Annotated in this window: 19 protein-coding genes; 12 read left to right on the plus strand and 7 right to left on the minus strand. The window is 59.9% G+C overall.

What is annotated here, in order from left to right; genetic code table 11:
* Positions 1-202: 202 nt before the first annotated feature.
* The 5 genes from DDE20_RS18120 to DDE20_RS18140 all read right to left on the minus strand — a co-directional run bounded on the left by DDE20_RS18120 (position 203) and on the right by DDE20_RS18140 (position 4,066).
* A complete protein-coding gene (locus DDE20_RS18120) occupies positions 203-463 on the minus strand; it encodes a hypothetical protein (RefSeq protein ID WP_133240374.1) in 261 nt (86 codons plus the stop codon).
* Between the two features lie 174 nt (positions 464-637).
* On the minus strand, positions 638-1,162 hold the full coding sequence (locus tag DDE20_RS18125) for an MbcA/ParS/Xre antitoxin family protein (RefSeq protein WP_116559933.1): 525 nt from the start codon (positions 1,160-1,162) through the stop codon (positions 638-640).
* Complete coding sequence (locus DDE20_RS18130; RefSeq protein WP_116559934.1) at positions 1,104-1,571, minus strand: adenine nucleotide alpha hydrolase family protein; 468 nt, start codon at positions 1,569-1,571, stop codon at positions 1,104-1,106. Before DDE20_RS18130 ends, DDE20_RS18125 begins: the two co-directional genes overlap by 59 nt.
* A gap of 209 nt (positions 1,572-1,780) precedes the next feature.
* Positions 1,781-2,883 (minus strand): IS3 family transposase gene (locus tag DDE20_RS18135; protein ID WP_116559935.1). Its coding sequence is split into 2 segments (ribosomal slippage): positions 1,781-2,622 and positions 2,622-2,883, totalling 1,104 coding nucleotides; the frame shifts between segments, so codons are not numbered across the junction.
* A 283-nt stretch (positions 2,884-3,166) separates the two neighbouring features.
* Positions 3,167-4,066, minus strand: coding sequence for a metallophosphoesterase (locus DDE20_RS18140; RefSeq protein WP_116559936.1), 900 nt, complete (start codon positions 4,064-4,066; stop codon positions 3,167-3,169).
* Between the two features lie 412 nt (positions 4,067-4,478).
* Between DDE20_RS18140 and DDE20_RS18145 the strand changes: the two genes are divergently transcribed.
* Positions 4,479-5,327, plus strand: a complete 849-nt coding sequence (locus tag DDE20_RS18145) for a transporter substrate-binding domain-containing protein (RefSeq protein WP_116559937.1) — start codon at positions 4,479-4,481, stop codon at positions 5,325-5,327.
* 80 nt (positions 5,328-5,407) lie between these two features.
* On the opposite strand, the gene DDE20_RS18150 is transcribed toward DDE20_RS18145, so the two are convergent.
* Complete coding sequence (locus tag DDE20_RS18150; RefSeq protein ID WP_116559938.1) at positions 5,408-5,857, minus strand: Lrp/AsnC family transcriptional regulator; 450 nt, start codon at positions 5,855-5,857, stop codon at positions 5,408-5,410.
* Between the two features lie 258 nt (positions 5,858-6,115).
* Between DDE20_RS18150 and DDE20_RS18155 the strand changes: the two genes are divergently transcribed.
* The 4 genes from DDE20_RS18155 to ehuA all read left to right on the plus strand — a co-directional run bounded on the left by DDE20_RS18155 (position 6,116) and on the right by ehuA (position 9,183).
* A complete protein-coding gene (locus tag DDE20_RS18155) occupies positions 6,116-6,964 on the plus strand; it encodes a transporter substrate-binding domain-containing protein (RefSeq protein ID WP_116559939.1) in 849 nt (282 codons plus the stop codon).
* A 66-nt stretch (positions 6,965-7,030) separates the two neighbouring features.
* Complete coding sequence (ehuC, locus tag DDE20_RS18160; protein ID WP_116559940.1) at positions 7,031-7,696, plus strand: ectoine/hydroxyectoine ABC transporter permease subunit EhuC; 666 nt, start codon at positions 7,031-7,033, stop codon at positions 7,694-7,696.
* Between the two features lie 3 nt (positions 7,697-7,699).
* Positions 7,700-8,365, plus strand: a complete 666-nt coding sequence (gene ehuD / locus DDE20_RS18165) for an ectoine/hydroxyectoine ABC transporter permease subunit EhuD (RefSeq protein ID WP_116559941.1) — start codon at positions 7,700-7,702, stop codon at positions 8,363-8,365.
* 2 nt (positions 8,366-8,367) lie between these two features.
* Positions 8,368-9,183, plus strand: a complete 816-nt coding sequence (ehuA, locus tag DDE20_RS18170; RefSeq protein ID WP_116559942.1) for an ectoine/hydroxyectoine ABC transporter ATP-binding protein EhuA — start codon at positions 8,368-8,370, stop codon at positions 9,181-9,183.
* 39 nt (positions 9,184-9,222) lie between these two features.
* Here the strand turns inward: ehuA and DDE20_RS18175 are convergent, their stop codons facing one another.
* Positions 9,223-10,098 carry a LysR family transcriptional regulator gene (locus tag DDE20_RS18175; protein ID WP_116559943.1) on the minus strand — a complete coding sequence of 292 codons (876 nt, stop codon included), beginning with the start codon at positions 10,096-10,098 and terminating at the stop codon, positions 9,223-9,225.
* A 153-nt stretch (positions 10,099-10,251) separates the two neighbouring features.
* Here DDE20_RS18175 and DDE20_RS18180 point away from each other — a divergent pair, with 153 nt between their 5' ends.
* Genes DDE20_RS18180 through DDE20_RS18210 form a run of 7 tightly spaced genes read left to right on the plus strand, consistent with a single transcriptional unit; the run spans position 10,252 to position 18,484 of the window.
* On the plus strand, positions 10,252-11,397 hold the full coding sequence (locus DDE20_RS18180) for a M24 family metallopeptidase (RefSeq protein ID WP_116559944.1): 1,146 nt from the start codon (positions 10,252-10,254) through the stop codon (positions 11,395-11,397).
* On the plus strand, positions 11,397-12,209 hold the full coding sequence (locus DDE20_RS18185; RefSeq protein ID WP_116559945.1) for a maleate cis-trans isomerase family protein: 813 nt from the start codon (positions 11,397-11,399) through the stop codon (positions 12,207-12,209). Before DDE20_RS18180 ends, DDE20_RS18185 begins: the two co-directional genes overlap by 1 nt.
* Positions 12,209-13,480: a sarcosine oxidase subunit beta family protein gene (locus tag DDE20_RS18190; protein WP_116559946.1), complete on the plus strand. Its 1,272-nt coding sequence runs from the start codon at positions 12,209-12,211 to the stop codon at positions 13,478-13,480. The genes DDE20_RS18185 and DDE20_RS18190 overlap by 1 nt, the downstream gene beginning before the upstream one ends.
* Before the next feature lie 10 nt (positions 13,481-13,490).
* The gene (locus DDE20_RS18195) at positions 13,491-13,775 is read left to right on the plus strand and encodes a sarcosine oxidase subunit delta (protein WP_116559947.1); all 285 of its coding nucleotides are present in this window, start codon (positions 13,491-13,493) and stop codon (positions 13,773-13,775) included.
* Positions 13,772-16,729, plus strand: coding sequence for a sarcosine oxidase subunit alpha family protein (locus tag DDE20_RS18200; RefSeq protein ID WP_116559948.1), 2,958 nt, complete (start codon positions 13,772-13,774; stop codon positions 16,727-16,729). The genes DDE20_RS18195 and DDE20_RS18200 overlap by 4 nt, the downstream gene beginning before the upstream one ends.
* A complete protein-coding gene (locus DDE20_RS18205; protein WP_240608235.1) occupies positions 16,698-17,294 on the plus strand; it encodes a sarcosine oxidase subunit gamma in 597 nt (198 codons plus the stop codon). The genes DDE20_RS18200 and DDE20_RS18205 overlap by 32 nt, the downstream gene beginning before the upstream one ends.
* A gap of 35 nt (positions 17,295-17,329) precedes the next feature.
* The gene (locus tag DDE20_RS18210; RefSeq protein ID WP_240608239.1) at positions 17,330-18,484 is read left to right on the plus strand and encodes an aromatic ring-hydroxylating oxygenase subunit alpha; all 1,155 of its coding nucleotides are present in this window, start codon (positions 17,330-17,332) and stop codon (positions 18,482-18,484) included.
* Positions 18,485-18,488 lie beyond the last annotated feature (4 nt).

Here is an 18,488-nt window from a genome sequence, read left to right on the forward strand (position 1 = left end):
AGCTACTAGGCGTAGATATAGGCGTAGAACTGGTCGTCGACATAGAACCCCGGCGCTTGCATGAACGCTCGAAAGCTAGCTCGGACACGCCGACCCGTTAACCCACGGGGTTCCCTTGTCGCTTACGTTGAACGGGCAAGCCACGGCTTTGGCCAAGACGCAGCCCGGGTCATCTGAGATGATCCAGCATCTGAAGGTTGCACTAGACGGTGCGGTAAACGAAAACGTTGATTGTAAATGCGCCAGCAGATTTCCGAGAAACGCTTGATGGGATTTGAGGAAGGATCACCTTGCCGTGCTCAGCAACAAAACAATGCAACAACCCTTGTTCTTCGGGCGTGATCGCGTCTTGATCGACAAGCCGACAGTTGCGCTCGTAGAGTGCCAGCGCCGATTCACCGTCCACAACCTCATTATCGGGACGGTTCCAGCAAAGCTGGCGTAACTGCAGGTATTTGCTCACTCTGACGTCCATTGCATCCTTGGATGGCCCATGGCTGTCCGTGCATACTAAACACAGGCAGCCTTGCGGAAGTTGCAATGGTCCTACAGGTCAACACAGTAGAGGCGGCTATCAATGAATACCATAAGGGGATCAGGCGTGTGGTTCCTGCAGGTGTCGCCGCCACATCGCAAGCTAAAGCTCCCATGCAAATACGAGATCGGCTTCGGTGATAGGCTCGAAGCTACCCTCCGGAGCGCCGCTGCCCATATCGCCACCGCGCCAAGCGTCAAGGTGGCGGCGCACAGTCATCAACCCGTCATGCCCGCCCGCCAGCATATAGGCCATCGGCGAGGCGCCGGCGAAAAGGGTGCCTTCGTGAGCCTCTTTCAGCCAGACCAGCGCTTGCGCTTCATCCTCGAACAGGATGGCCAGCCCTCTGTAAATTCCAAGTATCGTCGAAATTCGAAGCAGTGTATCGAGAGGCAGTGTCAGCGGTTGATTCTCACGCGCCTTTTTCATCCACCGATGATAAATGGAGCGCGCCGGATCGCCGAGAATAGCTATACGTTCCGCCTCGCTCAGACCGAACCGGTCAGCAATCCTGCGAAAGGCCCGCAGGCCCGGAGCGCTTGTCCGGGCGCGGTCTTCTCTGGAGATTTTATGGAATCTTATAGCACCGGGCGGACCCGGAGCAGTCGAAAAATCGGCGATTTGCATCTTCCACCTCCTTAGTCACATCATAGCTAACTGCGTTACCTATGGACAGGTCAATGGTGAGGCGCGCCTGCTGCACCACGAAGACCGAAGCACTGGCATGCAGCGCAAGATAACCGGCGTTTGATGCGAAGATATGTTCGGGAAATTTGGGGAGGCGGCTCGCCATGACGATCAGATACGCACCGATTTCGGTCGCGGCGTTTTGCAAGATATCATCCAGATCAACCGAGAGATCATGGCTGGTTTTGGCATGCGCTGTGAATGTGATGCCGGTAGCTGCCGTGCATTTATCCGCACAGGCGGCAATCGAGGCGCAGAGCACAGGGGGGGCACACACTTGACATAGCCGTGTAAGAGAAAGCGCATCTAAATCATTGTAACTAAACGTTTTGGTAATCCAAGTGGCCATCTGCTACACCCGATTACCAATTGCAGCGTTTTCAAACGGTTCCGCGCTTCTGGCCACCGAAGCTTCCCTTATTTTGAGAACGACAAATTTCGGGCTGTGTTCCAGGTCAGATTTGCAGGTCCAGGTCCGACGAAATCCGACCTCTGACAGTGACGAATGCTCCGACCCCCAACTTTCTACCGCCCTTGGCGAGAGTTTTCCGGCTTCGATCAGGGTGACAGGCTGGTGATGTCCCCCGATTTCGTCAGCGTGATCGGGGCCTTGTTGCCGATCGCGCTGTGAGGCCGTTCTTCGTTGTAGTATCTACGCCAAGTCTCCAACTTTTCGGCCGCATCCGCAAGCGTCAGGAACCAATGCGCGTTCAGGCACTCGGCCCGGAACCGTCCATTGAAGGCTTCGATGAATGCGTTGTCTGTTGGTTTTCCGGGGCGTGAGAAGTCCAGAATGACGCCGCGCTGATAGGCCCAGAGGTCCATGTCACGCGAGATGAACTCGCTGCCTTGATCGACCCGGATCGTCTTGGGATAGCCCGTTTGCCGACAGACGCGATCCAGTGTTGCCACCACATCCTCCCCGCGATAGCTGAACCGCGCGTCGAGCACCGGCACATATCGCGAGAAGGTATCGACGACTGTCAGAACCCGCAGCTTCTTGCCCGTCGCCAGCTGGTCATGCACAAAATCCATCGCCCAGACATCGTTCGGGCCGACGGCTTCGGCACGGTCATCGCGCAGCTTCGCCTTCACCCGCCGCTTCGGTGTCTTGTTCCTCAACTGCATGCCCAACTCCCTGTAAATACGATAGACTTTCTTGATATTGACGCCCCAGCCCTCGCGGTCCAGAAGCACATGAACCCGGCGATAGCCGTAGCGCACCCGCGTTGCACAGATCTCCTTGATCCGCTTCTCGACAGCAGCCTGATCGGAGCGGCGGGATTTGTAGTGAAACGTCGAGCGATCAAATCCGATGGCCCCACACGCCGTCCGGATCGAGACCGCCCAATCGCTGCACATTCCGCGAACCAGCTCGCGCATCCGATCAGGCTTCAGAGCTTTCGCCGGATGACGTCCTGCAACATCTCGCGGTCCAGGGTCAGGTCGGCCACGATCTTCTTCAGCCGCCCGTTCTCGTCCTCGAGCTGCTTCAACCGCTTCATCTCGCTCGGCAGCAGTCCCGCATACTTCTTCTTCCAATTAAAGTAGGTCGCCTGGCTGATCCCCGCCTTGCGGCAGATCTCCGAAACCGGCGTGCCTTCCTCGCCCTGCTTGATAATGAACGCCTTCTGCGCGTCCGAAAACTTCGATGCCTTCATGTGATTCCGCTTCGTCGGGGAAACAGTCCCCCGGACTGTTTCCTGATCCGCCTCAGTCTCCCAGCCAGGAAATCGTAGCGGAAAACTCCAGCTTCAGGTGGTCCAGTTTGCGGGGATCAGATCACGAAGGTGTCGGTAAGGTCATCCTGCAGATGGGTGACAATGTCGCTTCTGCCGGGGGGCTGGATCTGATCTCGCTCAGCTTTGCAGCTGCCGGTCGTTGCGACAGGATGACGAAATGGCGGCAAAGAACGGCAGCTTGACATGCGTGCCTGCGGAGCTGCTATTCCGTCTCGAAGGTCACAAGGTTTCCTTGACGCAGGTCTTCCTCGCCACGCCAGCGGTAGGCGCAGGAGGTGTTTGGGTAATCGAGGCATAGCGCCCGCGGGGCTTCGATGCGGGGCGCGCCGGACATCTTGTAGTGGCCGGTGAAAACGGGGGGAGCGTCGGCGGGGTAAAGCGACACGTCGCTCGCCGGCGGGAAGGCGGCGTCGGGGAGTTCGGTGAGGTCTTTCACCGAGAGTGCCGCCTCTCGCCAAGTTGCGGCATGCGAGCGCCACCATGCAATGCGAACGTGCTCGCGCGGATAGCCCTTGAAGTCATGGAACCGGACCCCCTCGGGCAGTTTCACCTCCGGTCCGTTGGTGAGGCTTTTGACCGCCCGCGCGAATGGCGTTTGATCGGCGGCGATCTCGGGCAGATCCTCGGGTTCAAGTCGCCCGGACGGGCGCCGCTGCGCGATCACGTTGATGTAGGTCTGGTTCCAGCAGGCGTGAACGAGGCGTATCCCGCCCAGATCGAGCCAGAGCGACAGGGTGATAAACCAGTCGAGCCACAGCTGCGCCTCGGGGGTTGCAATGCCGAATTGCGCGATGAAGCTGCGGTGTTGGTCGGTGTTCTTATCGTTATGCGCGCGCAGGGGCGCACCGTCGGGGCCGATGGTGTGAAAGAGCATGGCGTTAAGTTCATGGTTGCCCATGACGGCGACCGCCTTATTGCTCGCGACGAGATCGCGAACGGCGGTCAACACAGCGGCATCGTTAGCATTGGACTGGTTGTGGCCTGCGTCAATAAAGTCGCCGAGAAAGGCAAAGGGCGCGTCATCGCCGAGCCCGTCGAGGGTTGCCTGTAACCGCCCAATGTCTGCGTGAATATCCGGAATGATGTTCCAAGCCTGCGTCATGATTGTCCTTATAACGATTGCTGGATGGTTTGAGTTGGGCAAACGCCAATGGCCGCGAGATCGGGCCTGCGGCAGGTGCAACTTGGCAAGGCGCATAATGATAGTTGGCTTTGATAAACGTCTGCGCCAGTAAGGGGCGTGCCAATGTAGAATACAGGCGCGGTTACTTTTACTATCGTAGAACGCCTAAATTTCGCCGAGTTTCGCCGGATTTTACGTATAATCAATCTTTTTGCGCAAGAGGTTCCGGCTACGGTTTGAGGGGCGGAGACAACAGCTGTCTTATGTAATGGGTGCGGCAGACACCCGAACGGCGACCAAGGCTTTGCCCCGTTTCGGTAAGCATGAACGCGAAAACCTGTGCCGGTGGGGCGTGCAACCCCCTGCATAAAATCTTCAGTAGGAGGCCACATTGACAATCAAATCACTCGCAACTCTCATTTCTGCAGGCACTGTGCTTGCTGTTTCGACGGTCTCGGCGCTGGCCGGTCCTCTGGCCGACCGGATTGAGGCCGGCGAGCCGATCCGTATCGGCTTCTCGAATATTCCTGTGTTCGGCTATCCTGACGAAAACGGCGAACCCAAAGGCTTTGCCAATGAGATTGCGCTCGGCATCCTGGCGGAAATGGGGCTGACCAATGTGGAAGGCATCGTCACCGATTGGGGTGGCCTGATCCCCGGGCTGATGGCCAACCGCTATGATATTATCACCGGTGGGCAGTATATTTTGGGCGCGCGCTGTGAGAACGTCTCGTTTTCCGAGCCGATCGCGCAGACCGGCGATGCGTTTCTGGTGCCGGCGGGTAACCCACAGAATTTAACCAATTACCAAGATATCCTGAACAACCCCGAAACCATTCTGGCGATGTATGCAGGCGGCAACCATGTAGACGCGGCGCGCCGCGAAGGGCTGGGCGACGCGCAGATGATGCAGTTGCCGGGACCATCCGAAGCTTTGGCCGCGCTGCGTGCCGGACGCGCAGATGCCGCGGCGCTGACGTCCTTCGAGGCCTTCTATATGGCCGACCGATCGGATGGGCTGTTCGTCGCTACCGATCCCGCGGCACTGCCCGAGTGGACCTTGAACTGGGTTGGCATTGGGTTTCGCGACGCGGATGCCGATTTCCTCGCGCAGTTTAATGCTGCACACGCGCGCTACATGGGCTCGGATGAGATGATGGCGGCGATGCAGCAATATGGCTATGTCGATGCCAATCTGCCGGGCGACACCACCACGGAATGGGCTTGCGCTAACCGATAAGCAAAGCGGCAACGGTCGGGGAACCGGCCGTTGCTCGAGGCGTGATGGCTGCCCGAAGGACTCGGCATCGCGTTTTCCACTTACAAAATATCAAGCGAGACTTTGACGCGGTCCATAACAATGTTCGAGGTAAACTTGCTGACATTGGATTCGTCGAAGAAATACTCCTGCGTGAAGCGCTCGTATTCGGCGATATCCGCGACCACAACGACCAGCACAAAATCTGCTTCGCCGGTGGTGTAGTAGCATTGTTGCACCTGCGGCGCGTTGCGCATCTTTCGCTTGAAATTCTCGAGGTGCAGGCGGTTCTCGCGCTCAAGCATGACCTGCACGATCACTGTCAGGCTCCGGCCAAGCTGCGACGAGGAGAGCACCGCGATCTCCTTCTCAATCACCTTGGTATCGCGCAGCTTTTTGAGCCGCTTTTGCACTGCCGGCGGCGACAATCCGATTTCGGCGGCCAAAGCCTCGGCAGTGAGCCGAGAGTTCGACTGAATCAGTTTGAGAAGTTCACGATCTTTGCGGTCCATGTTCCGAAATTAGTCGAGGATGGGTGGTTGGTCAATGAATTTCGTCTCGAAACCCGCAAGATTGATCCCTTTCCCTGTAGTTGCTTGGCTATACCGGATGGACGTCATAGTAGGGGCTGGAGCGCGCTGAACACAACATCCGCTGGTGAGGTCCTTCAGTCTCTGTTTCATATTCTGACAAAAACTGAAACCTGATTGCCGCGCAGGGAGGGAGAGATGTTCCCCGCCGGTGTTAACTATAGTGAGGAGGAAAACACTATGTCCAAAAAGATCACGAAAACGCTGGTGGCTGCCGGTCTGGTGCTGGCAACAACGGCGCTGACGGCGGTGGCCGGGCCGTTGAACGACCGGATCGCAGCGGGCGAGCCGATCCGCATTGGCTTCGCCAATATTCCGGTATTTGGCTACCCGGATGACAATGGCGACCCCAAGGGATTCGCCAATGAGATCACGCTCGGCATTCTGAACGAGATGGGGCTGACGGATATCGAAGCCGTGGTCACCGATTGGGGCGGATTGATCCCGGGGCTGATGGCGAACCGCTACGACATCATCACCGGTGGGCAGTATATTCTGGGGGCACGCTGCGAGAATATCTCGTTCTCGGAGCCGATTGCGCAGACCGGGGATTCGTTTCTGGTGCCGGCCGGCAACCCCTTGGGCTTGACCAATTATCAAGATATTCTCAACAATCCAGACACGATGCTGGCGCTATATTCCGGTGCCAACACCGTCGGCGCCGCGCGCCAAGAGGGGCTGACCGACGCGCAGTTGATGCAGTTGCCTGGTCCGACCGAAGTCCTCGCCGCCCTGCGTGCGGGCCGCGCCGATGCCGCGGCGCTGACCTCCTTCGAATCGTTCTACCTTGCGGCGGAATCGGATGGCGCATTTGAAGCGCAGGATCCCTCGGCGCTGCCGGATTGGACGTTGAACTGGGTGGGTATCGGGTTTCGCGATGAAGACGTCGATTTCCGCGCCGAGTTCAATGAGGCCCACGCGCGCTACATGGGCTCGGACGAGATGATGGCCGCGATGGAGCAATACGGTTACGTCGAGAGCAACCTGCCGGGCGCAACCACGACCGAATGGGCCTGTGCCAACCGTTAAGGTGGCTTCTGCAGCGGTCAGAGATTCTGGCCGCTGCCTCCTTTCCAATCTGGCAGGGGCATTTTCATGACGATTGTCGAATTTCTCAGCACATACTGGCCGCGTCTGTTGACCGGCACCGGTGTGACCATAGTTCAGTTTTTTCTCGCCGCCTTTCTGGGCGTGGCGATATCCCTTGTAATGGGTTTGCTCAAGCTGTCGCCGAACCGGATGTTGCGCGGCTTCGCGATCAGCTACATCGAGTTTTTCCGTGGCACATCTTTGCTTGTGCAGCTTTTCTGGATTTTCTATGTGCTGCCGCTATTCGGCGTGTCGATTGACAAATTCACCGCTGGCTATGTCGCGGTGGGAATGAATATCGGCGGCTACGGGGCCGAATTGGTGCGCGGTGGCATCTTGTCGGTGCGCAAGGGCCAATGGGAGGCCGCGCTGGCGATTAATCTGAGCCCGGCAAAGCGCATGTGGCGCATCATCCTGCCGCAGGCGCTGGTCAACATGCTGCCCGCGTGGGGTAATCTGATGATCGAGCTCCTTAAAGCAACGGCACTGGTGGCGCTGATCTCGGTGCCAGATTTGATGTTCGAAGCGCGCCAAATCAACGGTTCCACCTTCCTGTCGGCGCAAGTCTTCGGCACGGCGCTGGTGATTTATTACCTCCTCGCACGATTTATGATCACGCCGTTCATGCGGTGGCTGGAACGCTTCATGGCCCGAAAACTGGGAATGGTTTGAGCAATGTTTGATTGGAAATGGGATTTCGTCTGGGAGATCATGCCGCGGTTGCTGGTCGCCACAGGCAATACATTACTTGCCGCCGGAGCCGGTTACGCCATCGCCATCGTGCTGGGGCTGGTGTTTGCACTCGCGCAACGCGGCCCGTCGCGGCTGCTGGCGTTTGTGGTGCGCGAGTTGGTCGAGTTCATCCGCTCGACACCGCTGTTGTTGCAGGTGTTTTTCGTGTTCTTCGTCGGGCCTCAATTCGGCATACGGTTGAGCCCCTGGACCTCGGGCATGATCGCGATCGGCCTGCATTACGCCTGCTACCTGTCCGAAGTGTACCGCGGCGGGATTGAGAGCGTGCCACGGGGACAATGGGAGGCGTCGACGGCGCTGAACATGTCGACGATCCAAACTTATCGCCGGGTGATCATTCCGCAGGCGATCCCGTCGTCGCTGACCGGGATGGGCAACTATCTGGTGGGGATCTTCAAGGATACGCCGATGCTCTCGGTGATCGGGGTGGCCGAGTTGGTCCATACGGCGAATGCGATCGGCTCGGAACACTACCGCTTTCTTGAACCTCTGACCTTAGTGGGGCTGATTTTCTTGGCAATCTCGCTACCTGCCGCTGGTTTGATCCGCCTCCTCGAAGGCTATGTGCGCCGCAAATTGGGAATGTGAATATGACGCAATCTTTTGATCATCCGCTGGAAATTACTGGCACGCCGCCACCGATGGTAAGCTTTCGCAACGTCTGCAAAGCCTATGGCTCGCTGGTGGTTCTGGACAATCTGAACCTCGATATCAACGCCGGTGAAATGGTTTCGATTATCGGGCCCTCGGGGTCGGGGAAGACCACCGTGCTGCGCATGTTGATGACGCTTGAGCAAATCAACGGGGGGGTGATTTACGTCGACGGTAAACCTCTGACGCATATGCCAAAACACGGCAAACTGGTTCCTGCGAACCAGCGCCATCTGCGCCAGCGGCGGGTGGATATCGGGATGTGTTTCCAGCATTTCAACCTGTTCCCGCATATGACCGCACTTGAAAACTGCATGGAAGGCCCGGTGCAGGTGCTCGGCATGCGCAAACCCGAGGCGCGCGCGCGCTGCGAAGAGTTGCTGGAAATGGTGGGCATGATCGACAAGAAGGACCAGCATCCGTCGCGCCTCTCGGGCGGTCAGCAACAGCGGGTGGCAATTGCCCGCGCGCTGGCGATGCGGCCCAAAGTGATGTTGTTTGACGAGGTGACATCGGCGCTCGATCCCGAAGTGATCGGCGAGGTGACCGAGGTGATCCGCAAGTTGGTCTCGGAGCATAATCTGACGATGCTGATGGTCACCCACCAGATGGGCTTTGCGCGCGATATTTCGGATCGGGTGTGCTTTTTCTACGGTGGAAAGATCGAAGAGCAGGGGCCGCCGTCGCAGATTTTCGGCAACCCCGAGCGCGAGCGCACGCAGCAGTTCCTAAGCGCGGTGCGGGAAGCGATTTAATCGTAACAACATCTCTGGGCGGCCCACTTAGATGGCCGCTCAGATCGGATATCCGAATATCTGGGTGAAAAGCGCCCGTATACGTGGTGTCAAAGTGCTGTTGCGGGTCAGCAGGAAGTAACTGCGTCCGGTATCTAGCGCATAAGCATCGAGCGGCAGCAATTGGCCGGTTTCGATCTGTTTGTGCAACACTTCCGGAGAGCCGAGCGCCGCCCCTTCGCCACGCAGAGCGGCATCGAGCGTTGCGCCATACGACCGCAGGTTGACCCGCTCCGCGCCATCGAGAAAGGTCTCGCCTTTTAGCGTCGCGAAATTGGACCAATTGATCCATTTGAGCGTCAGCTTGTCGAAATCCAGCAACGCCAGCTCGTGCAAATCGTGGTATTTCAGGCTCGGCGCAACGAGCGGCATCCAGCGCTCCTTGAACAGCAGCGTGGCGTCCCAACCCGGTGGTATTTCGTCGCCGTAATAGATGCAGGCATCGGTTTCGGTGGTCAGAAGGTCGGCGTCATTGTCCGAGACGGTCAGTGTCAGCGGCGCGGGGTCCGGGGTCAGAAGATAGGCGTTCACCCGCGGCGTTAACCAAAACTGGCTGACTGCAAGATTGGCCGCAAGCGTCAGTTTGGTGCTCGCCGCCGCATCGCGGATCTGCATCAGCCCGGCATTGAGAAAATCCAAGGATTCTGACGCAATGGTGGCCAGTTTGCTGCCGCTTGGTGTCAGGGAAATCCGCCGTCCATCGCGCAGCACCAGAGCGCATCCCAACATTGTTTCAAGGTTCTTAATCCGTTTGCTGACGGCAGCTTGGCTGACGCTGAGCTCTTCCGCCGCGCGGGTGAAGCTGCCGGTGCGCGCGACAGCCTCATAAAACAATATGTAATCCAGCGGCGGGAGTGAGCGGCGATATTTCTTCATAACCAGTGGTTATCATTACCTTCGACCAAATGTCACTATGTAAAGCGGTATCTCGCTGCTAGCATTTCCTTCAGAGGCAGGGTGTTTTCATCGCACTCACGGCTCGAAGACACCCCGCACTCATGCATTTCGCCCTTCCAAATAGGAACTGTGATGTTCACGCAAAGACTGTCCGAATTTCAAGCGCGGTTGGCCAAAGCCAATATCGACGTCGCCCTGATCACTGATGATGACAATGTCTATTACCTAACCGGGTATTATGACTATCTGCATATGGAGTTCGGGCGGCCGACGATTCTTGTGGTCACCAGTGACGGCAAAAGCCTGTTGATCACGCCGACGATTGACCTGAATTCGGCGCAGGCTGCGGCGCGTGTCGACCGGATCGCGGCGTGGAATGATGGTATGGGCGCGGAATGGCGCGCGGAGCTTCCGGCAGCGGTTGAGGGCAAAGCGCGAGTGGCGATTGAGCCCAACCACATGCCGCCCCTTGTGCGCGCCTATGTCAACGATCTGGTCGAGCCCTCAAGGATGACCAGCGCGACGCCGATCCTGGCGGATATGCGGATGATCAAATCGCCCGAAGAGCTGCAGATGGCTCGCCACGCGGGTCAGGTGGCGACGGCAATGATGTATGCCGGACGCGCCGCAATTGCCGATAATGTGGCCGAGTTTGAGGTGGCGATTGCCACCAATCAAGCGGGCACGCGCAAAGCAGCTGAACTCTTGTCGGCGCATTACAACGATGCGGATATGTCACCGAGCACGCATTTCCTGCAGATCATGGCCTCGGGTCGGGACATCATCAAAACCCACCGCCGCGCCTCGACGCGGGTGATGCGCCACGGAGAACCGGTGTTCCTGTGCTTTTGCGGGATGACGAATTTTCACCGCTTCAAGCTGGGCTTTGATCGCACGTTCTGGATTGGCGAGATTGCGGATAAATCGCAGGCCGATGTCTATCAGGTGGCGGTGGCAAGCCAGCAAGCGGCTCTGGCGGCGCTGCGTCCCGGCGTGACCGCGGAAAGCGTGCATGCCGCCTATGCCGAAGTGATCCAGGAGGCCGGTTTCGAATATCCGTTCCGCTGCGGGCGCGCCACTGGCTTCAGCTTTCTTGAGGCGCCGCAACTGGTCACCGGCGACACCACAATCTTGCGGCCCGGCATGGTGCTGGCGGTGGACGGGTCGGTCTCGGTCGAGACCTTCCGCGCGCAGGTTGGCGACAGCTTTATCATCACCGACACCGGCTATGAGCCGCTGACCGATCACCCGAAATCCCTTGAAGAGGTTATCATCTGATGTTCCAGTCTGGCCAAACCATCACTTCGACCCCGCGCACCCCGGAGATGGGCGAGGGCCGCCATCACCGCGCCCGCTTGGGGTTCATTTTGATGTCCACGGATCTCGCTGCCGAGGCGGATTTCAGTGACATGGCGCCCGAGGGTGTCGGGGTTCATATCACGCGGTTGAAAACCGAGGACCTTACCACCACCGAGACGCTGGCGCGCCACATCGATCACATGGCCGATGCCGCCTCGCGGATCCAGCCCGACACCCGCCCTGCGGTGGTCAGCTATAGCTGCACCAGCGGCTCGATCGTAATCGGCGAAGAGCGGATCTATGAGGAAATCCGCAAGGGCGCGCCCTGGGCACAGCCGATGTGTCTGGTCACCGGGGTGATGGATGCGCTGCGTGAATTGGGCGCCAAAAAACTGGTGGTCGGCACCCCCTATCTCGACGAGGTGAACACCGCAGAGGCCGAATTCTTGCTGAACAAGGGGTTTGATGTGTTGGATATTCAGGGGCTTAACCTGAACACCGGCACCGAAATGGGGCAAGTGACGCCCGCCTATTGGAAGCAATTCGCGCTCGAAATCGACCGTCCCGATGCGGATGCGATTTTCCTGTCCTGTGGCGGGGTGCGCTCGCTCGAGGTTGTCGAAGAGATCGAACAGCTCGTCGGCAAGCCGGTGATCACCTCGAACCAGGCCCAGTTCTGGAGCTGCTTGCGCCGTGCCGGCATCACCGATCAACTCACCGGATTTGGTCAGATTTTCTCGCGTCCGGGCACTTCGCTGTTGCCCAAAGGCGCACTTGAAACGGCAGGCTAATGACGAAGTTCTCGGCATGGAATGTGTTCTGGAACGGGTTGACCGGCCAGAAGGGGTGGGGTCGCCAATGGCGCGACCCCGCGCCCAAATCACATTATGACGTAGTGATCATCGGTGGCGGGATACACGGGCTTGCGACGGCGTATTATCTGGCCAAAAATCACGGCATCACCAATGTCGCGGTGCTGGAAAAAGGCTGGATCGGCGGCGGCAATGCCGGGCGCAACACCACGATTGTGCGCTCGAATTACGCGCGCCCCGGCAACCGCGAGTTCTACGAGCATTCACTAAAGCTCTGGGAGAACCTGAGCCACGAGCTGAACTATAACGTGATGTTCTCGCAGCGCTCGCATATCTCGCTGCTGCATTCGCCGGGTGCGATTGACGCCGCGGCGCGCAATTACAACACGCTGCGCCGGACCGGCACGCCGGATGCGGAAATCTGGAGCCTCGAGCGGCTCAAACAGGTGGTGCCGCATCTGAATTACGCCGCAGACGCGCGCTTTCCGATCATGGGCGCGGCGGTGCAAAAACGCGCGGGCACGGCGCGTCATGACGCGGTGGTCTGGGGCTACGCGCGCGCGGCGGACCAGTTCGGCGTTGATATCATCCAGAACTGCGAAGTCATCGGACTGACCCGCGACAACGGCCGCGTGACCCGGATCGAGACCTCTCGGGGCCCGATCACCGCCGGCAAAGTGGCGCTATCGGTGGCGGGTTCGACCTCGCGCCTGTGGTCGATGGCGGGGCTCGGCGGGTTGCCGATTGAAACGCATAAACTGCAGGCCTTCGTCAGCGAGCCGATCAAACCGTTGCTCGATCAAGTGGTGGTCTTCGGCATCGGCGGCGCGCATTTCTACATCTCGCAGTCCGACAAGGGCGGCATGGTGTTTGGTGGCGATCTGGATTGGTATAAATCCTATGCCCAGCAAGGCAATCTGCCGATTGTGCAAGATGTCTCTGAGGCGGCGATGTCGGTGCTGCCATGTTTGGGCCGCGTCAAGCTGCTGCGGCATTGGGCCGGGGTGGTCGATATGTCGATGGATGGCTCGCATTTCCTTTGCAAGACCCCGCTCGACAACCTCTACCTGAACGCCGGTTGGAACTATGGCGGGTTCAAAGCCAGCCCGGCGGCGGGGTGGTATCTGGCCGATCTGGTGGCCAATGATCGCCCGCATGAGACCATCGCCTGTTTTGATCTCAAACGCTTTGAACGCGGTTTGCAGATCGACGAGCGCGGCGCCGGGCCCGACCCGAAACTGCACGGATAAAAGAGCGGATATGATCATATTAAACTGCCCCTTTTGCGGGCCCCGCGATCACAGCGAATTCGACTACGGCGGCGATGGCTCGATCACGTATCCTTCGCTCGATGCACCGGTTGAAGACTGGCACGCAGCGGTGTTCCTGCGCGATAACATCTGCGGCGTGCAGACCGAAACTTGGCAGCACACGCAGGGCTGCCGCATGTGGCTTTTGGTCGAGCGCGACACGATGAGCCACGAGGTTCACAGCATCCGCCCGGCGCATCCGGGCCATGCAGCGGTGCTGGAGGGCAAAGTATGACCGCGCGGAGATTGAGCAGCGGCGGTCGCATCGACCGCAGCCAGACAGTGACGTTCAGATGGGACGGCAAGAGGTTGCAGGGCTTTGCGGGCGACACTTTGGCCTCGGCGCTACTGGCCAATAACCAAAGGATCATCGGCCGGAGCTTTAAATACCACCGCCCGCGCGGGGTGATGTCCGCTGGCGTCGAGGAGTCCGGGGCGATTGTCACTACCGGCCGCGGCGCGCGCAGCGAACCCAACGTCAAAGCCACGCAGCAAGAGCTGTTCGAGGGGCTGGTGGCCTCGGGACAGAACGCTTGGCCCTCGGTCCGGCATGATGTCGGCGCGGTCTCGGGGTTGTTCTCGCGGTTCTTTGCGGCCGGATTTTACTACAAGACATTCATGGGGTTGCCACCCTTCGAGACCGGGCGCGGCACCGGCATCTGGATGCAATACGAGAAACTTATCCGTAAGGCCGCTGGGATGGGCAGCGCCTCACGGTTGCCCGACCCCGATGTCTATGATCACGCGCACGGGTTTTGCGATGTTCTGGTGGTGGGCGCGGGGCCGGCGGGTCTGGCGGCGGCTCTGGAGCTGGCACAACAGGGCCGCGATGTGGTGCTCGTCGAGCAAGATTTCGAGCTCGGTGGCGATTATCTGGCGCAGAGCGATCCGCAGGCAATCACGCGGCGCGATACGCAGGTCGCGGCGCTGCGGGCTGCGGGTGTGCGGATCATGACCCGCACCACCGCTTTCGGGCTTTACGACAACGGTGTTGCCGGTTTGCTCGAGCGGGTCACCGACCATCTCGCGTCGCCGGATGCCTCCCTGCCGCGCCAACGCTTCTGGACCATGCGGGCGGGGCGCACGGTGCTGGCCACCGGCGCGCTGGAGCGCTTTATCTCCTTTGGTAACAACGATTTGCCGGGGGTGATGACGCCCAATGCGGCGCGCAGCTACCTGAACCGTTTCGGCGTTTTACCGGGGCAGCGGATCGTGGTCGCAACCAATAACGACAGCGCATATGCAGTGGCTGGTGAATTGGCCGCGGCAGGGGCGCAGGTGATCTTGGCCGACGCCCGAAGCGATGCGGCGCTGGTCGCGCCCAAGGGCGTGGAATTGCGCCAAGGTCTCGCGCCCTTTAACGCAAGTGGAGGGCGCGGCGTCTCGGGAATCGAGTTTGCCAGCCAGCAGGGCGGCGCATGGCGCGTCGCGGGCCGCGAAGCCTGTGACCTGTTGCTGGTCTCGGGGGGCTGGTCGCCGGTGATCAACCTCGCCTCGCATCTGGGCGCGCGCCCGATCTGGGATTCCGCTCTGGCGTGTTTCCTGCCCGGCAAGACGCGCAGCGATATCCATATGGCCGGATCTGCCGCCGGTGTCTGGCAGACCGAAGCCTGTGAAGCCTCGGGCACCGCGGTGGCGCGGCAGGTGATCGGCGCGGACACCGCGCTGCCCGCCGCCGGTGGTTGGCAGACACCGATTGCGCCGCTTTACGAGGTGCGGGTGCCGGGGCGCAGAACCAAGGCCTTTGTCGATCCGCAGCATGATGTGACCGGCGATGATGTGCGGCTGGCACATCAGGAGGGGTTTGTCTCGGTCGAGCATCTCAAGCGCTATACGACGCTGGGAATGGCCACCGATCAGGGGAAGATGGGCAATATCATCGGCCTCGCTATGATGGCCGAGGCCTTGGGGCGCGAAATCCCGCAGGTCGGCACCACGCGGTTCCGCCCGCCCTATACACCGGTCGCGATTGGCGCGCTGGCGGGCCGCCACACCGGGCCGCATGCCAAGCCGTTGCGCCGCACGCCGTTGCACGATTGGAACCTGCGCCAGGGCGCGGTGATGACCGATGCCGGCCTTTGGCACCGGCCGTGGTATTTCCCACACGCCGGCGAAGGCATGGCCGAAGCTTATGTGCGCGAAGCCACCGCGGTGCGCGAGACGGTCGGGATCTGCGATGTCAGCTCCTTGGGCAAGATCGCGATCCAAGGGCCGGATGCGACCGAGTTCCTGAACCGGATCTACACCAACCCTTTCGCCAAATTGCCGATCGGGCGCGCGCGCTACGGGATCATGTTGCGCGATGACGGCATCGTTATGGATGACGGCACCACATGGCGGCTCGGCGAGAGCGACTATCTGATGACCACCACAACCACCAATGCCGGCAAGGTGATGGTGTTTTTGGAAGAGCTTTTGCACACCCGCTGGCAGGATCTGCGCGTGCATGTGACCTCGGTATCGGACCATTGGGCGGGCGTGTCGATTGCCGGACCCAAGTCGCGCGAGGTGATTGCCCCCTGTCTCGAAGATGGGGAGGCTGTAACCAACGACAATCTGCCGTTCCTCGGCGTGCGTCCGGTGCGGCTGAAGGGCGGCATTGAGGGGTTGATCGCGCGGATCAGCTTCTCGGGTGAACTGGCCTATGAGATTTATGTCCCCTCGGGCTACGGCGAGGCGATGATGGCGCTGTTGTGGCCGCAAGCGCAGGCGCAAAATGGCGTGCTTTACGGGCTTGAGGCGCTGGGTGCGCTGCGCATTGAAAAGGGCCATGTGACCGGCGCCGAGTTGGACGGTCGGATGACCATCGACGACGCCGGATTGGGCAAAATGGCGTCGCCGAAAAAAACCTTTATCGGCGACGCCCTGCGCAGGCGTCCCGAGTTGACCGATCCGAACCGGCCGCAACTGGTGGGCGTGTTCCCCAAGATCCGCAGCGATACTTTTAACGCTGGTGCGCTGTTAACGGCGCCGGGCGAGGATAGCGGCTTTGGCGACGGGTGGCTCACCGCGGTGACCCACTCACCGGCTTTGGGCCATTGGATCGGCATTGGCTATATCGCCGGCGGTGTCGCCGCTTGGGAAGGACGCCGTGTCCTGGCTTCCGATCCGACGCGGCGCGGTCCGGTCGAGGTGGAGATCGTGCCACCGATCATGTTTGATCCAAAAGGAGACCGGATGCATGGCTAATCCCATTTCCGCGTTGCACGAGATATTGCGCAAGGTCCCGTCCGCGGGCGAGACCGCCGGGGTGACGCTGCGCGAAATCCCGTCGTTTCACCTGACCCAAATTGCCGCCTGGCCCGAGACTTTGGCCGAGGTTAGCGCGCGCGTTGCGCAGGGGCTGCAGGAGGGCGGCCGCGCGCCTGCTCCGGGGCGGGTGATGGCGCTTGGCGATGCGCTGATGCTGCGCGTCGAGCCGTTAAAATACTGGCTGCTCTCAACGGACCAGCCGCTTCAGCTCCCCAAGATCTCGGCGGAGGAGGGCGCAACGCTGGATATCTCGCACGCGCGCACCCTGCTCAGCGTTAGCGGACCGCGGGCCGCGGACCTGTTGATGCACTATCTGCCGCTGGATCTGCGCGAAGCCGCCTTCGCGGAGGGCGCGCTGGCGTCGAGCGCGATGCACCATGTTGGCGTCACGCTGTGGCGCTCAGGGACGGAATTTCACATGGCGTTGCCGCGCAGCTTTGCGGCGACTCTGACGGACCTGCTGTGTCAAAGCGCACAGCAGTATGGGCTGCGGCTCGGCTAACCGACCGCCGTTTTTTATGTTTTAGGGAGACCACAATGGAACCGAATATGCCATTGGACGCGCTGCTAGATGCGGTCGCGCGCAACGCCACTTTGCCAGATGAACTAGCCGAGGCAACGCCGCCGCAGGTCTATACCTCGCCCGAGTTTCTTGAACGCGAGCTTGATCTGATCTTCAACCATGAGTGGTTTTTGGTTGGGCGCGAAGACGAACTCGCTCAGCAAGGCGACTATCTCACGATGAAGATCGGCCGCGATCCGGTGATCATTCTGCGCGACCGCGACGGGGTGTTGCGGGCGATGTCAAACATCTGCCGCCACCGGATGGTGACTCTGCTCAAGGGCAAAGGCAATCTCAAAGGGCGGATCACCTGTCCCTATCACGCTTGGACCTATAATCTGGACGGTCAACTGATCGGCGCGGCGCATATGCGCGACAATTTTGATCGCAGCAAAGTCTGCTTGCCACAGTTCCAAGTCGAGGTCTGGCAGGGCTGGGTCTATGTCTCACTCGATCCCAAAGCGGCGCCACTGGCGCCACGTCTGAAACCCTTAGCCGACCGCTACGCCAACTACCGAATGTCAGAATACGAGACCCTGTTCCGGGTCGAAGAGGTCTGGAACACGAACTGGAAAATTCTTGCCCAGAACTTCATGGAGGGATACCATCTGTTCGTCGCCCACGCGAAAACCATCGAGCCGGCGATGCCCACCAAACTGGCCAATGCGATGCACGGCGGCGAAGCCTATAGTCTCTACGAGCAGGGCCGGGTTCCGGGTAAGAACTACGAGCGCAGCTCGGATGTCGCGGTCGGCAACGATCAGGTGACCGAAGAAGAGAAGAACAAAGCGGTGCTGTTCTCGGTGTTTCCCGCGCATGTGATGTCGGTGACCGCCGAACGCACGTTCTGGCTATCCTTGCAGCCCGAGGGCACCGACAAGGTGCGGGTGCTCTGGGGCGCGGATGTCTTTCCCGGCTCGGCCCCCTCTGATCCCGCCGAGCGTGAGGCCTATGCCGCCGAGCTCAAGGCCGGTTTCGATGCGATCAACAATGAGGACAAGCCGATCGTCGGCGCGATTGTCGGGAATGCCGCGGCATTGGCCGCGCAGCCGGGACGGTTGTCGCCCAAAGAGCGCACAATCTGGTATTTCCAGCAGTATCTGGCGCGGATGATCGCCAACAACCGGTAAGAAC

The organism is Pararhodobacter oceanensis (genome assembly GCF_003076755.1).
Taxonomy (GTDB): Bacteria; Pseudomonadota; Alphaproteobacteria; order Rhodobacterales; family Rhodobacteraceae; genus Pararhodobacter; species Pararhodobacter oceanensis.